Here is a 14,334-nt window from a genome sequence, read left to right as displayed (position 1 = left end):
ATATCATATCATGATATCATGTCAACCCTGTGCTGCGCCGCCCATGGTCCGGTCGACGAAAATCATCGCGAACTGCACGGGGTCGGCCGCCTCACCGTTCCCCGCCTCGAAACGCACCTTGCCGTCGGTCCATATCTTGCGGATCTGCGCCGGAAGCTCGGGGGTGAAGTTCATCTGCTTCGCGACGATCTCCGGCCAGCGGCCGGTGGTGTTGAAGCTTTGACGAAGCTGCGGCTCCATCGCGGTGCAATAGGCTTCGGTCGCCTGGTCGAGGTGGCCGATCGCCTTCAGCACCCAGGCGTCGACGAAGCGCAGGAAGGGCTTGTTCTCGTACCGGTCGCTCATGATTTCTGCTCCGCCGCCTTCTTCTTGCGCATCGCGTCGTGGAAGCGGTCGGCCCAGCCGGGCTTAACCGACTGTTCGGCGCGTACCAGCCGCAGTTCGCCGTCGCCGACGTCACGCGTCACGGTGCTGCCCGCGCCGACGATCGCATCGGCGCCGATCCGCACCGGCGCAACGAGCGCACTGTTCGATCCGATAAAGGCGCGCTCGCCGATCTCGGTACGATATTTGAAATAGCCGTCATAGTTGCAGGTGATCGTGCCCGCGCCGATATTGGCCCCCGCGCCGACCGTCGCATCGCCCAGATAAGTCAGATGGTTCGCCTTGGCGCCCTTGCCCAGATGCGTCTTCTTGGTCTCGACGAAATTGCCGATCTTCGCCTTTTCGTCGAGCACGGTTCCGGGGCGCAGCCGCGCGAACGGCCCGACTTCGCAGCCCGCGCCGATCTCCGCGCCCTCGATATGACTGAAGCCGCGGATCGTCGCGCCGTCGGCGATCCGCACGCCGGGGCCGAAGAAGACGTTGGGTTCGACCGTCACGTCGCGGCCGATTTCGGTATCCCACGAGAACCAGACGGTGTCGGGCGCCTTGAGCGACACGCCAGCCGCCATCGCCTCCTCGCGTTTGAACGCCTGCCACTGCGCCTCGGCGGCCGCGAGTTCGGCGCGGCTGTTGATGCCGGCGACTTCGTCGGCACCGGTCTCGATCGCGACGACACGCCCCCCTTCGGCGATCGCGCCCGTCGCCACGTCGGGCAGATAATATTCGCCCTGCGCATTGTCGTTGCCGACGGCGTCGAGAAGGCGCCACATATCGGGCGCGCGGGCGACGATGACTCCCGAATTGCACAGATCGACCGCGCGCTCCTCGGCGGTGGCGTCCTTATATTCGACCATCTTGCGGACCGTTCCGTCGGCATCGGCGATGATGCGTCCATAGGCCGCGGCATCGGCCGGCCGGAACCCGAGCACCGCGACACGCGCGCCTGCGTCGAGCGCCGCACATAGCCGCAGCACGGTATCGGCGGCCAGCATCGGACAATCGCCGAAACAGACGAGAATCATGCCACCGAACCCGGAAAGCGCTTCACGCGCCTGAAGCGCCGCGTGCGCGGTTCCCAACTGGGGATCCTGAACGACCGTCACCGCACCGGTGCCGGCCAGCGCGGATTCGACCTGTTCGCGTTTGTCGCCGACGACGACCACGGTCGCCGCCGGGGCCAGCGCGGCAAAGCTGTCCATCAGGTGAAGCAGCATCGGCCGCCCGGCGATCGGGTGCAGCACCTTGTGCAGGTCGGACTTCATGCGGGTGCCCTTGCCGGCGGCAAGGATGACGGCGGCGACGGGCGGAAGGGAGGCGTTGCTCATGCGCGCTGCCATGCCAGCAAATCATTGCGGTTTCCAGACCGTCGCGCCATGGCGGGGCGCATGAGCGACTTTCCCTTTCGCATCGTCGGCTTCGATCTCGACGGCACGTTGATCGACACGCTGGCCGACCTGACCGCCGCGCTCAACCACGCGCTGGGCGTCGCGGGGCGACCGCCACAGGATATCGCGGCGGTGCGGCCGATGGTCGGGCTGGGCGCGGCGCATATGCTCGAACAGGGACTCGCGGCGACCGGCGGCGTTCCCGCCGATGCCTCGCCGCGCCTCTATGACGAATTGATCGCCTATTACCGGGCGCACATCGCGGTCCACAGCCGTCCCTTCCCCGGCCTGCTCGCGGCGCTCGACCGCCTCGACGCGCTCGGCGTCCGGACCGCGGTGATGACCAACAAGGCCGAAGACCTCGCACGCCAGCTGCTCGGGGACCTGGGGCTCGCCGATCGCATGGCGACGATCATCGGCGGCGACACGCTGGGGCCCGGAAAGCGCAAGCCGTCGCCCGAACCGATCCGCGCGATGATCGCAGCATGCGGCGGCGGGCGAACCGCCTTTGTCGGCGACAGCATTTTCGACGTCATGGCGGCGCGCGGCGCGGGCGCGACCAGCGTCGCGGTCAGCTTCGGCTTCCTGCACCAGCCGGTCGAGGAACTGGGCGCCGATCATGTGATCGACGACTATGCCGAACTGGTGCCGCTGCTCGCCGGCATCCGATGAACAGGGACAGGCCCTATCGATTGCGGCGCCACTTGGTCCACAAGTGCCGCGCGAGCAGGACCGGCGGCATGCGCATCCAGTGCGAGCGGATATAGAAAGCCTGCTGCAACAGAAAGTCGGTGGGGCGTCCCCAATCGTCGCGCGCGAGCAGGCGACACCCATAGAGGCGGTCCGCCGCGCGCGGCTGGCTCCACCCGACCGGAAGCGTCGCGCCGTAAAGCGCATGCGCCAGCCGCGCCGCGCGGGCGACCTCGGGGCCCAGTTCGTGCTTGTCCGCGCGCGCCGCGAGCCGGTCCCAGAAATCCGGATCGGCGGCCGCGAAATCGCGCGTCAGGCAGTGGAAATCCCACAGGTTGCGCAGACCGCCCTGCAGGTCACCGTCGGCCAGCAGGTGCGCGGCGCAGTGGCACACCATGTCGACCGGGCACAGTACCGTGAACCCGTCCGCCGTGGCGACCGCCTCGCTGACCAGCACCAGCGGATCGGGCGTCCGGCGGTGCGTGCGCGGCAGGATGGTGTGGTGGACGTCGATCATGCGGTCGCGGCTGCGATGGATCATCGGCGGCAGTTCGTGCATATGCTCGCGGTAATAGGCGTCGTCATAGGGGTCGGACTTCACCCATTCCCACCCCGATTCGAGCAGTTCGTTCTCGACCCGCCCGACCTCGTGCCACGGGATCAATATGTCGAGGTCGCCGATCTGCCGCCCCTCGCTGCACGACAGCCCCGCCGCCGCATAGGCGGTACCCTTGAGCAGCACGAATTCGAGCCGTTCGGACGTCAGCGCCCGACGCGCCATTTCGGCTTCCCACAATGCCTGCGCCTGCGCGACCGCGATGGCCGCGCGCTGGTCGGCAAAGAGCGCGGCGACCGGCGGGGGCAGCGGCGCCGCGGCGAGCCGGCAGGCCAATGTGCCCAGCAAGGCCTCTGCCCGCGCCACCGAGATCACCCCGTCCCACGCGCGCGGCGCCAGCGCCGCCGGGTCCTGCCGCCCGGCAAGCAGCGCGACGAGATCGCGCACCGCGCTCACCGCGCCGCCTCCGCCCACAGCCGGTCGACGAGCGCCATGCCGGTGGCGCTGTCGGGATAGGAGACGGCAAAGGCCGGCGTCTCGCGCACCAGCCGCAGCAGCGCAGAAAAACCGGTTTCACCGAGCGCGACATAGTTGGTCGAGGCTTCGGTCAGGCGCACGAAGGCCTCCCCCTCACCCATCGGCTCGACCGCCGCTTCGCCACCGAAGCGCGGGAAGAGGAGCAGCGCCGGGCGCACTGGATCGTGCATCGCCGCAACGGCATCGGCGCGCGGGATCAGGTGGCGGATGTCGCCCTTCGGGGTGCCCGCAAGCAACGGGCCGAGGCGCGCGGGATCGACCCGCGCCGCGACCTCGGCGATCGCCGCGTTCTTCAGGCTGACGGCGCGCGGGAACGCCAGCGCGTCGCCGCTCGCGGGATCGACCAGCGTGAATTCGTCGCCCATCAGCCGCCAGCCGTCCTCGCCGAGCAGCGCCGCGAGTGTCGATTTGCCCGATCCCGATTCGCCCGACAGGATCGCCGCGCGCCCGTCCTTCGCCACCGCGCTCGCGTGGAGCAGCAGGTGACGGCGCCAGCCGAGCGCGACCTGCAGGTTCATCCCCATCTCCGCCGCGAGCAGCCCCATCGACAGGGGCAGCGGCAGCGCATCGGGAACGGTGAAATCGCCGCCGATCTGCACCGATGGGCGCAACCAGCGCCGCCACGGCCGCGCCGCAAACAGCCGCACGGTGGCGTCGGCGGGGCGGTCGTCGTCGCGGGGATAGCTGGCGTAGAGACGGTTCAGCGCGGCGATCGGCGCCGCCCAGTCGCTGCCGATGCGGAACTGCACCGGGCCGACCGCGAGGCGCGTTCCATGTCTCACACCGGCACCACCAGCCCCAGTTCCGCCAGTTCGACGAGCCGTTCGGCGACGAGCGCCTGCGCGCCGTCCACATCGCCGAGGTCGAATGCCGCCGCCAGCCGCGCGGCGACCGCGGCGGCGTTGCAGCCATCGGCACCCATCGCCGCCAATATCTCGGGCATCGGCGAAACCACGATATGCGTCTGCGTCGAACGCCGGTCGAAGATCAGAGTGAGGTCGCCGAGCGGTTCGACGCGCAACGCGTCGGGAGGCGCGGCGCGATAGGTCCGATCAGCCATAATCTTCGGCGGCGGCGGTCAGCTTGGCGAGGATCGTCATCAGCGTCGCGCGCTCGGCGGCGCTGATATGCGATTCGAGCCGCGCTTCGGTCGCCAGGGCAGCGGGGACGATCGCATCGTAAAGCGAGCGGCCGGTCTCCGTCAGTTCCAGATGGTGCGAGCGCCCGTCGGCCTCGTGCGCCTGTCGCGCGATCAGGTTGCGGTCGGCGAGCGCCTTCGCCGCCCGGTTCACCGTCACCTTGTCCATCCGCGTCGCCGCGACCAGCTCGCGCTGCGTCTTGGGCCGCCCTTCGCCGAGCACGGCCATCAGCCGCCATTCGGGAATCTTGAGGCCGAACCGGCTCTGATATTCGGCCGCGATCCGGCTCGACAGCGAGTTGGACGCGATCGACAGCCGATAGGGCAGGAACTGGTCGAGGTTGAGGGTCTTGGGTGGCATGCCCTTTCTTATCGCCAAACCCGGCGCTGTGAAGGTCCGAAGTTGCCGTGACCGTCAGAAGTTGATGCGCGTGCCGATCCACAGGGTCCGCGGCGTCGCGCGCTCGACGATCCCCGAGGAGGAGATGGCGGCGGGCACCGGCTCGCCGAACAGATTCTCGCCGCGCGCCTCGATCCCGATCGCGCCGGAAAGCCGCCACGACAGCCCGGCATCGAGCGTCAGCGCGTCGCCCAGCCGCTGGAGGCCGAGGTCGTCCTCATTCTGCGCGCCGATATAGCGCAGTGTCGCAAAGCCGCCGAAGGGGCCGCCGCCATTGTCGCGCAGCGACAGGCTGGCGCCGTGCCTCGCGATCTGCGCCGGGCGCCGTCCGTCGAGCGCCGCGGCTGCTCCGGAGGCATCGACGCGCGCGTCGGTATAGGCCCAGGTGGCGCGCAGCACCGCGGGGCCGATGACCTGCTCGGCGCTGACCTCGATCCCCTTGCTGTCGATCGCGTCGAGATTCTGCCGCTGGCTGTACGTCGCCCCCGCCGCGACGAAGCCGACGCCGGGGAAATTGCCGGGACCGGTGGCAAGCGTCACGTTGGCGATCGCATTCGACAGCCGGTTCGCGAACAGCGTCGCCGACAGCTTCGTTCCACCGCCCTGCCAATCGGCGCCGACTTCGCCGCCCCACAATCGCTCGGGCTTCAACAGTTCGTTCGCCGCGGTCGCGTCGGCGCCGACGCGGAAGGGGCGATAAAGCTCATTGAGCGTCGGCAGGCGCCAGCCGCGATAGCCTGCGGCGCGCAGCGAAAAGCCGTTCGCGGTCCAGCGCAGCCCGATGCGCCCGCTGCCTTCCCATCCCTGTCGCGCCGCGAAGGTCGCATCGCTGATCGGCGGGCCGCCGAAATTATATTCGTGCCGATAGCCCGCCGCGAGCCACCAGCGGTCGAGGCGTCCGCTGGCGGTCCACAGGAAGCCATCTTGCGGATCGCCCGACGTCCATTCGGCGAAGCTGCCGAGCGTATCGCTGCTGCCGCCCGCGACGCGATGACGGCCGGGGGCGAGGCCGGTGAAGAAATAATCCTCCTCGGTACGTCCGACGGTCCGGCGCCAGTCGACGCCGACCCGCAACGGATTGGCGCCGCCGATCGCCGGCCGCAATTCGACGCGCCCGCCGAGTCCGGTCGCGGGCACACGCTGGAACAGCGCCGGCGCGGCACTGTTCCGATCCGCCGTGACGCTGGCGAAACCGCTGTCGAAATCGCGCTGCTGGACATAGGCGAGCGCCAGCCACTGGGTCGCGCCCGCCGGGTCGTGGACGAAGCGCAGGCTGGCATCGACCCCGTCGATCCGGCTGGTGGTGAAATCGACGCCGCGGTCGCGCCGGTCGGAAAAGCCGCGCAGGCTCGCCTCGACACGACTGTCGGCACCCGCGTCGAACCGCAGCCGCACACCGAGCCCACCCTGCTCGTAAGGCGCCGCCCGATCGACCGCGCCGCGCTGTCCCGCCGCAACGGGCACGAAGCCGTCGCCGCGGCTGTAGCGCCCGTCGATCGCGACCTGCCCCGTGCCGAGCCGCGCTCCGGCGCTGAGCGTCGCGTCCCAGCCGTCGCGGCTGCCGAGGGCGAAGCTCGCCTCGATACCGTCCGCCATTTCGGAATAGAGGCCGATCGTGCCGGCGAGTGCGCCCGGTCCGTCGGCGCCGCTGCCGCCGCCGCGCGCGACGACGATGCCGCCGAGCCGGATCGCGTCATAGGCGCTCCACGCGACCCAGGCGCCGAAGGGGTCGGCCTGCGGCACGCCGTCGAGCGTCACCAGCGCGCGGCTCGACGCGTTGCCGCCGAGCCCGCGCAGCGTCACGCCCTGGCTCGTCGGATGCGCGGTGCGTCCGTCGGAGCGCCGGAACTGCACAATCCCCGCCTCGTCGCGCAGCCGGTTCTCGATGCGCGAGCCGAGGCCGGGGTCGAGATCGCGCAGCACCGCCACGCCCTGTGCCCCGTCGCCCGGCGCCGGTCGCAGCAATCCCGCGCCCGTGACGACGATGTCCTGATCGCCGGTCTCCTCGGCCAGCGCCGTCACCGGCAGCGCCAGCGCCGCGACCCCCGCGAGAAGCCGGATCATGCCGCTTTCACCGCGTCGGGATGCGCCCGCTGGAACGCGTCCAGCCCTGTGCACGCCGCGTCGATGGCGACGAGCCGCGGATAGGCATCGAGCGGCACCTCGAACCGCCGCGCATTGTACATCTGCGGCACCAGGCAGCAGTCGGCGATTCCGGGCGTCTCGCCGCCGAGATAGCGGCCGTCGCCCGCCATCGCCTCGAGCGCGTCGAAGCCCTCGATGATCCAGTGGCGATACCAGCGGTCCTTGGTCTGCTCGTTGAGCCCGAGGTCACGCTTCAGATATTTGAGCACGCGCAGATTGTTGAGCGGGTGGATATCGCAGGCGACGACCTGTGCCTGCGCGAGCGCGACCGCGCGCGGCATCGCGGCATCGGGGATCAGCCGCGGTTCGGGAAAGGCGCGGTCGAGCCAGTCGATGATCGCGAGGCTCTGGATGATCGTCTGCCCGTCGGCGACGAGCAGCGGCACGAAGCCCTGCGCATTCTGCGCGAGATAGGAGTCGCTCTTCTGCTCGCCCGCGATCAGGCTGATCTCGACGCGCTCATAGGCGAGTCTCTTCAGATTCAGCGCGATGCGGACGCGATAGCTGGCCGAGGAGCGGAAATAATCGTGGAGGACGAGCGAGGTCATGGCCCGACCTAGGGTCAGTTTGGCGCTCTTGGCAAGCATCCGGCGAAAAGCGGCGGACGCTATGTCCGGCCATCACTCGCCTTTCGGCATCTCCGCTATCCATTGCCGCAGCAGCGCCACGCCTTCCCTGTGCACGGTCGAGCGCCCGATCTCGGGCATCGCGATGCCGGGGTCGAGGCTTTCGAGGCGGTAGATGAGGAAGCTGTGGTCGGGGTCGCCGGGCTTTATCGCGAACTCCATCCCGCCGCTGCCGCGCCCCGCGGCGGTCGGGCGCTTGCCGATGCCGTAATTGACGCCCACCGGGTCGGTCCAGCGCAGGAACAGCCCGCTGTTCGACGCGCTGCCCTCGGGGTTGTGGCAATAGCTGCAATTGGCGTCGAGGTAGGCGCGCGCGCGATCGTGAAGCGATCCGCTCGCCGGGTCGTTCCAGCGCGGCATCGGCGCGACCGGCCGCGCCGGGCCGGTCAGGAACCGCGCGACATCGCCGCGCGCCGCCGCCGCGCCGAAATCGATGTTCGCCGCCTTCGGCCCGATCGGGACGATCGCGCCCGCCTTGCTGTGGCATTCCTTGCACTGATTCTTGTTGGGCACCGCGTACCGGATGCTGTGTGCCTCGCCGTCGGGGCTCCGGAACGTCACCGGAACCCGCCGCCCGGCCAGCGCCAGCGTCGCGTCCTTCCCATCGGCGTCCCAGATATAGGGCAGCGCCGCCCAGCCGTCCACACGGTGGATCAGCAGCCGCGTCTCGAGCGGAGCGCCGTCCGCCCGGTCGGGCCAGCCGAAACTCTTGACGATCACGGTGCCGAGCGGAAAGGCGATCGCGCCATCGCCGGCCACCTCGGCATGCTGGCCCGGCGGGATCCAGATCAGCCGGTGCTTTTCGGCATAGTCGCTGAACAGCGGGGTGTGCAGCGTATAGGGCAGCAGGCCGCCGACCGGCTCGCTGGTGCCGACGCGAAACAGGCCGAATTCGGACAGTTTGCGCGGCATCGTATCGCCGTCGATCACCGCCTGCTGCGGCCCCGGTTCGGACACCGCGACCGCGCCGCTCGCACACAGCAGCGCGGCGGCCAGCGCGGCGGCGACGCGCCTCACCGGACCTTCGCCTCCATCGCCGCGGGCAGCGTGATGCCGGGAAGCGGCGTCGGCGCCTCGCCTTTCAGGTCGGCGGGCGATGGCTTCGCCTCGCTCTGCGGCGTCGATACGTCGGGCAGGTTCAGCGACAGCACGCCGACGTCGTCGTTGACGATCGCGCTCCCCGCACCGTCCCACAGCACCGGGGGGATCGCACCGCCCATCGCCGCCGCGATCTCCGCCCCGCCCGGAAACGCCGGTGCGAACCCGGCCTTGCCATGCTCGTTGTTCCACGCGGCGATGTCGCGGGGCAGCGGCTGATATTTGTCGTCCTGATAGGGATAGCGATAGCCGACGATCATCACATTGGCGGTGCCGTTGTTCTCGAACACATTGTCGAAGATCTCGACCCGACTGTTCGCCATCACCAGCACGCCGGTGCCGGTGGGAACGCTCGCGACGATATTGCCCTTCGGCGCGAAATTGGGGGTGCTGTTGTCGTTGACGACATTGTCGAAGACGCGGACATTGTGCCCGCCCTGCTGCGGCAGGCTGGGCAGGTCGAAGACGAGGATGCCGCCGGTGTTCTTCGTCGCGACATTGTCGTGGACGTCGGCGTCGAAGCTGTTCTCGATCTCGATCCCCGCAACATTTTCCGTCGCGATCGAATCGCGCACGACGATATTGCGCGACTGGCCGACATAGATGCCCGCGTCCGACGCGCCGCGGACATAAACGCTGTCGATCAGCACGTCGCTGCTCTCGACCGGATAGACGCCATAGGCGCCATTCGTCTCCTTCGGCCCCGCGGTCCATTCGACGCGCAGCCGGTGATAGACGATGCGGTCGGCGCCCTTAGACTTGATCCCGTCGCCCTTGGTGTTGAGCACCGCGAAATTCGTCAGATACACGTCGTCGGAAGTGACGAGCAGCCCCTCGCCCGCCCCCTGCTGGTCGGAGAAATCGAGGATCGAGCCGGTGCCGTCCTTCGTTCCCGCGCCGCGCAGCGTGACCTTGTCGACGTCGAGCGAGAGCCCGTCGGTCAGCTTCCACACCCCGGCGCCCAGTTCGACGATGTCGCCGGGCTCGGCCAGGATTAGCGCTTCCTGTAACGCCTCGTTGGCGTCGGGGCCGCCGGGCGCGACGGATATGGTCTTTGCCTCCACGGGGAAGGCCGCGAGCATCGCCACGGCGGCGATCCCAAGGCCAAGGGCGTGCGGCAGCTGGTGGACTCGCATCTCTTTCTCCCATCCTCTCGGGCTGATCATGGGACAATCGCGCGGCGCTGCCAAGCCCGGTGGCGGCGGATCAGCCGGACGGCGCCCGCGCGGCAAGCGGGGTGCGGACGCGCGCGGCCCACGCCGTCAGCCGGCGCTTCATCCACGCCGACACCGGGCGCTCCCAATAATGGGTCAGCAGATGCGCGAGCAGCAGCGCACAGCCCAGCGCGACCGCGAACGACACCCAGGGCCCGACCCCCAGCTCCTGCAGGTGCGCGATCAGCGCATAGCCGAGCATCTGGTGCGTCAGATAGAGCGCATAGGAAATGCCGCCGAGCCAGATCAGCGGCCTCGCAAGGCGGCCGGGCTGCCAGCGGGTCAGGCAGGCGAAGCTCATCGCTAGCACGATCAGGCCGACGACGATCAGCCCGTGCCAGCCATCGTAAAGCGCCTCGACCAGCGGCGTAGCGGGCAGGATCGCCGCCTGCGCGAGCGAAAAGCCGCGCGTGCGCAGCAGATAGAGCGCCAGCCCGCAGCCGAACAGGTCGGCATATTGGTTGAGCATCAGCAGCAGGTGCAGCGGATGCGGAATATAGGGCGCGGCGACCGAAAACAGCGCCGCGCCCGCCACCATGTAATGCGGCAGGATCGAAACGATCCGCGCGCCGCCGAGCCGCAGGGCGGTGAAGAGAAAGGCGTAGAAACCCAGCTCATAGGCGAGGCTCCAGTAGACGCCGTCGACCGCCCCCACCCGCACGAAGGACTGCATCATCGTCAGGTTGATCAGGAATTCGCCCGCACTGACGCTGTAGGCGATCCAGTGCGAAGAGGTCAGCACCGCGAAGGTCAGCAGGCAGGCGAGCCAATAGACGGGATAGAGCCGCGTGAAGCGCGAGATCAGGAATTGCGACGCGGTGCTGCGTTCGAGCGACATCAGGATGACGAAACCCGACACGATGAAGAACAGGTGGACGCCATAGCCGCCCTCCTCGAACGCGATCGGAATCGGCCGCGCCGCCGGGGCGAAGCGCGGCAGGATGACGCTGTAGTGGAACAGCAGCACCGCGAGCGCGGCGAGGCCGCGCATGATGTCGAGGCTCTGGAGCCGGATTTTCGGCGCCGCGCCGCTCATCGTGCCGCCACCGGCAGGCCGTTGATCGCACCCGCCACCACCAGTCCGCCGGCACGGTTCAGGTGCAGGCCGTCGCCGCTGTCATAGGCCGGTCGCAGTGCGCCGTCGGCACCGGCAAGCCCGGCGGTCACGTCGACGAAGCGGCAGCGCGCGCGGCACGCCTGCGCCAGCAGCGCGTTGGTCCGCGCGATGGCGCGCTGCAGGTCGCGCCGGGGCGGCTTCGCTCCGACGGGTGCGATCGATACGAGCCGGATCGGAGTCGGGGCCGGGATGGCGGCCTCCGCCTGCTCGAACGCCGCGCGCACCGCTTCGGGGTCGCGCCCGCGCAACAGGTCGTTGACGCCGGCCCACAGCACCACCGCCTTCGCCTCTCCCGGCTGGCGATAGTCGGCGATGCGCCGCGCGACGTCGCGCATCGTGTCGCCGCCCGCGGCAAAATTATAGGCCGGCAGGTCGAGCGCCGCGGTGTCGAGCCGCTGCAACTGGCTGTCGCCGACCAGCAGCAACCGGCCCGGCGCCGCGTCGGCGTCGATGGCGCGGAACAGGCGGTGGCTTTGCGCGCCATAGGCGCTCGGTTCGGGCTGGAGCCACGACGCGCGCCAGCGCTGCGCGTCGATCAGGTCGGGGCGCAGCAGCGCGAGCGCCACGATCCCGTGCAGGACCGCGATGTAGACAAGAGCCAGAGCAACCCGCACGCCTTCGAAACACCCCCACCCACAATCGGTCCCGATCGGCCCTGGAGCGCGTTCGGTTTTGATGGAATCAAAACCGGCACTCCAGATTCTTGTCTTGCCGTGTTTTCCGAGCCGTCAGGCAGTTCCGCCTGACTTGAAAACACTCTAGCGGTCCGGCCTTAAGAATCCGATACTGTCGCGGCAGCGGTCTACGGCTCGTCGCCCAGAATCCAGTCGATGCCGGCGGCGACGTGGATGCGCGTCGTGTCGTAGATCGGCAGCACATTGGCGTCGGGATCGACGAGCATGACCAGTTCGGTGCAGGCGAGCACGAGCGCCTGCACGTCCTGCTTCGCAATGTCGGTGATGATGGTGCGCATCGTCCGCCGCGAATCCTCGGTCACGCGGCCCTGCATCAGTTCGTCATAGATGATGCGGTCGACCGCGTCGGCGCTGCCCGCGTCATAGGGCGCGAGCGTCAGCCCGTGCCGCACCAGCCGCTGGCGGAACCACCGCTCGGTCATCACGTTGCGCGTGCCGATCACCGCCGCGGTCCGGATGCCGTCGGCGCGCATCTTCGCGCCCGTTTCGTCGACGATGTGGATCAGCGGGACCGCGATCGCCGCCGCGACCTCTTCGGCGACCTTGTGCATCGAATTGGCGGCGATCATCAGCGCCGTCGCCCCCGCCTTTTCCAGCCGCCGCGCCGAGGCGATCAGTACCTCCTGCGCGTGCGCCCACTGTTCGGGCGTCGTCAGCCGCGACAGGTCGCAATAGTTGAGGCTCTCCATCAGGATCGGCGCCGAACAGCTCGATCCGATGCGTTTCTGCAGTCCCTTGTTGAGGTGGCGATAATAGAGCTCGGTGGAGGCCCAGCTCATTCCACCGATCAGGCCGATCTTGCGCATCGTGAATCTTGTCCCTCTTTCGTCATCCTGGCGACGCCGGGATCGATAACGGTTTCAAACCGATAACGATCCCGCTTTCGCCGCCGCGACGGTCGAGGTCAATGGCCGCTGCCGCTGAGCGCCTTGACGATGTCGTCGGCCATCTTCTTCGCGTCGCCGAGCAGCATCATCGTCTGGTCCATGTAGAAGACGTCGTTGTCGACCCCGGCATAGCCGACGCCGCCCATCGAGCGCTTGACGAATAGAACCGTCTTCGCCTTCTCGACGTCGAGCACCGGCATGCCGTAGATCGGCGACGTCTTGTCGGTCTTCGCCGCCGGGTTGGTCACGTCGTTGGCGCCGATGACGAAGGCGACGTCGCACTGGGCGAATTCGTTGTTGATGTCCTCGAGCTCGAACACCTCGTCATAGGGGACGTTCGCCTCGGCGAGCAGGACGTTCATGTGGCCCGGCATGCGCCCCGCGACCGGGTGGATCGCATATTTGACGTTGACGCCTTCCTTCTTGAGCAGGTCGGCCATCTCGCGCAGCGCGTGCTGCGCCTGCGCGACCGCCATGCCGTATCCGGGGACGATGATGACATTGTCGGCCTGGCTCATCAGAAAGGCCGCGTCGTCGGCGCTGCCCGGCTTCCACGGCCGCTGTTCCTTCGCGGCGCCGCCCGCCGAGGAGGTGTCGGCGCCGAAGCCGCCGGCGATCACGCTGATGAAGCTGCGGTTCATCGCGCGGCACATGATGTAGGACAGGATCGCGCCCGACGAGCCGACGAGCGCGCCGGTGATGATCATCGCGGTGTTGCCGAGCGTGAAGCCCATCGCCGCCGCCGCCCAGCCCGAATAGCTGTTGAGCATCGAGACGACGACCGGCATGTCGGCGCCGCCGATCGGGATGATGAGCAGGAAGCCGATCAGGAAGCTCAGGCCCGTGATCGTCCAGAACACCCAGCCCGACTGGTCGGTCAGGAAATAGCCGATCAGGCCGAGGATCGCGGCGAGCGTGCCGAGGTTGATCAGATGGCGCAGCGGCAGCATGATCGGCGCGCCCGACATATTGCCGTTGAGTTTCAGGAAGGCGATCACCGATCCCGAAAAGGTGATCGCGCCGATCGCGACGCCCAGCCCCATCTCGACCCGGCTGACGGTGAAGATCCGGCCCAGTTCGTCGGCGATGCCGAACGCGCCGGGGTTCAGATAGGCGGCGGCGGCCACCGCCACCGCGGCGAGACCGACGAGGCTGTGGAAAGCCGCGACGAGTTGCGGCATCGCGGTCATCGCGATCTTGCGCGCCATGACGATGCCGATGACGGCGCCGATCGCGATCGCGCCGAGCACCTCGACCGGATTGGCGAGTTCGTGCGTCACCAGCGTGGTGACGACCGCGATCGCCATGCCCGCCATACCGAAGCGATTGCCACGTCGTGCCGAAGCCGGCGACGACAGGCCGCGCAGCGCGAGGATGAAGAAGACCCCGGAAACCAGATAGGCCAGCGCCACCCAGGGATTGATCGGTGCGAGTTCGTGCATGCTAATTCCCCTGCCGAGCC

Annotated in this window: 15 protein-coding genes; 1 reads left to right on the top strand and 14 read right to left on the bottom strand. The window is 68.6% G+C overall.

The window, feature by feature from the left end; genetic code table 11:
* Positions 1-21 precede the first annotated feature (21 nt).
* Together SGRAN_RS10600 and glmU are read right to left on the bottom strand one after the other, a co-directional pair.
* Positions 22-345 carry a hypothetical protein gene (locus SGRAN_RS10600; RefSeq protein WP_067183441.1) on the bottom strand — a complete coding sequence of 108 codons (324 nt, stop codon included), beginning with the start codon at positions 343-345 and terminating at the stop codon, positions 22-24.
* Complete coding sequence (glmU, locus tag SGRAN_RS10595) at positions 342-1,709, bottom strand: bifunctional UDP-N-acetylglucosamine diphosphorylase/glucosamine-1-phosphate N-acetyltransferase GlmU (RefSeq protein ID WP_404950415.1); 1,368 nt, start codon at positions 1,707-1,709, stop codon at positions 342-344. Before glmU ends, SGRAN_RS10600 begins: the two co-directional genes overlap by 4 nt.
* A gap of 60 nt (positions 1,710-1,769) precedes the next feature.
* Here glmU and SGRAN_RS10590 point away from each other — a divergent pair, with 60 nt between their 5' ends.
* Positions 1,770-2,441, top strand: a complete 672-nt coding sequence (locus tag SGRAN_RS10590) for an HAD hydrolase-like protein (RefSeq protein WP_067183436.1) — start codon at positions 1,770-1,772, stop codon at positions 2,439-2,441.
* 13 nt (positions 2,442-2,454) lie between these two features.
* On the opposite strand, the gene SGRAN_RS10585 is transcribed toward SGRAN_RS10590, so the two are convergent.
* The 12 genes from SGRAN_RS10585 to SGRAN_RS10530 all read right to left on the bottom strand — a co-directional run bounded on the left by SGRAN_RS10585 (position 2,455) and on the right by SGRAN_RS10530 (position 14,314).
* Positions 2,455-3,471, bottom strand: a complete 1,017-nt coding sequence (locus tag SGRAN_RS10585) for a nucleotidyltransferase domain-containing protein (RefSeq protein WP_082737448.1) — start codon at positions 3,469-3,471, stop codon at positions 2,455-2,457.
* The gene (locus SGRAN_RS10580) at positions 3,468-4,334 is read right to left on the bottom strand and encodes an HprK-related kinase A (RefSeq protein ID WP_067183433.1); all 867 of its coding nucleotides are present in this window, start codon (positions 4,332-4,334) and stop codon (positions 3,468-3,470) included. Before SGRAN_RS10580 ends, SGRAN_RS10585 begins: the two co-directional genes overlap by 4 nt.
* A complete protein-coding gene (locus SGRAN_RS10575; protein ID WP_067183431.1) occupies positions 4,331-4,612 on the bottom strand; it encodes an HPr-rel-A system PqqD family peptide chaperone in 282 nt (93 codons plus the stop codon). Before SGRAN_RS10575 ends, SGRAN_RS10580 begins: the two co-directional genes overlap by 4 nt.
* Positions 4,605-5,051: a MarR family winged helix-turn-helix transcriptional regulator gene (locus tag SGRAN_RS10570; RefSeq protein WP_067183428.1), complete on the bottom strand. Its 447-nt coding sequence runs from the start codon at positions 5,049-5,051 to the stop codon at positions 4,605-4,607. The genes SGRAN_RS10575 and SGRAN_RS10570 overlap by 8 nt, the downstream gene beginning before the upstream one ends.
* A 54-nt stretch (positions 5,052-5,105) precedes the next feature.
* Positions 5,106-7,154 (bottom strand): TonB-dependent receptor, encoded by a 2,049-nt coding sequence (locus tag SGRAN_RS10565; RefSeq protein ID WP_067183427.1) that lies wholly within the window; start codon positions 7,152-7,154, stop codon positions 5,106-5,108.
* Positions 7,151-7,783, bottom strand: coding sequence for a maleylacetoacetate isomerase (gene maiA, locus SGRAN_RS10560; RefSeq protein WP_067183424.1), 633 nt, complete (start codon positions 7,781-7,783; stop codon positions 7,151-7,153). Before maiA ends, SGRAN_RS10565 begins: the two co-directional genes overlap by 4 nt.
* 72 nt (positions 7,784-7,855) lie before the next feature.
* A complete protein-coding gene (locus tag SGRAN_RS10555; RefSeq protein ID WP_067183423.1) occupies positions 7,856-8,878 on the bottom strand; it encodes an SO2930 family diheme c-type cytochrome in 1,023 nt (340 codons plus the stop codon).
* Positions 8,875-10,095: a parallel beta-helix domain-containing protein gene (locus tag SGRAN_RS10550; protein WP_067183421.1), complete on the bottom strand. Its 1,221-nt coding sequence runs from the start codon at positions 10,093-10,095 to the stop codon at positions 8,875-8,877. The genes SGRAN_RS10555 and SGRAN_RS10550 overlap by 4 nt, the downstream gene beginning before the upstream one ends.
* A 70-nt stretch (positions 10,096-10,165) precedes the next feature.
* Positions 10,166-11,209: an acyltransferase family protein gene (locus SGRAN_RS10545; protein ID WP_067183419.1), complete on the bottom strand. Its 1,044-nt coding sequence runs from the start codon at positions 11,207-11,209 to the stop codon at positions 10,166-10,168.
* Entirely contained in the window at positions 11,206-11,904 is a 699-nt protein-coding gene (locus tag SGRAN_RS10540; protein ID WP_067183416.1) for a GDSL-type esterase/lipase family protein, read from the bottom strand. Before SGRAN_RS10540 ends, SGRAN_RS10545 begins: the two co-directional genes overlap by 4 nt.
* Before the next feature lie 188 nt (positions 11,905-12,092).
* Entirely contained in the window at positions 12,093-12,791 is a 699-nt protein-coding gene (locus tag SGRAN_RS10535) for an aspartate/glutamate racemase family protein (protein WP_067183415.1), read from the bottom strand.
* Between the two features lie 98 nt (positions 12,792-12,889).
* Positions 12,890-14,314, bottom strand: coding sequence for an NAD(P)(+) transhydrogenase (Re/Si-specific) subunit beta (locus SGRAN_RS10530; RefSeq protein ID WP_067183412.1), 1,425 nt, complete (start codon positions 14,312-14,314; stop codon positions 12,890-12,892).
* Between the last annotated feature and the right edge of the window lie 20 nt (positions 14,315-14,334).

It is taken from the genome of Sphingopyxis granuli (assembly GCF_001559015.1).
GTDB classification, from domain to species: domain Bacteria; phylum Pseudomonadota; class Alphaproteobacteria; order Sphingomonadales; family Sphingomonadaceae; genus Sphingopyxis; species Sphingopyxis granuli.
The sequence above is the reverse complement of the archived record's forward strand: the minus strand, read 5'-3'. Positions and strand labels throughout refer to the sequence as shown.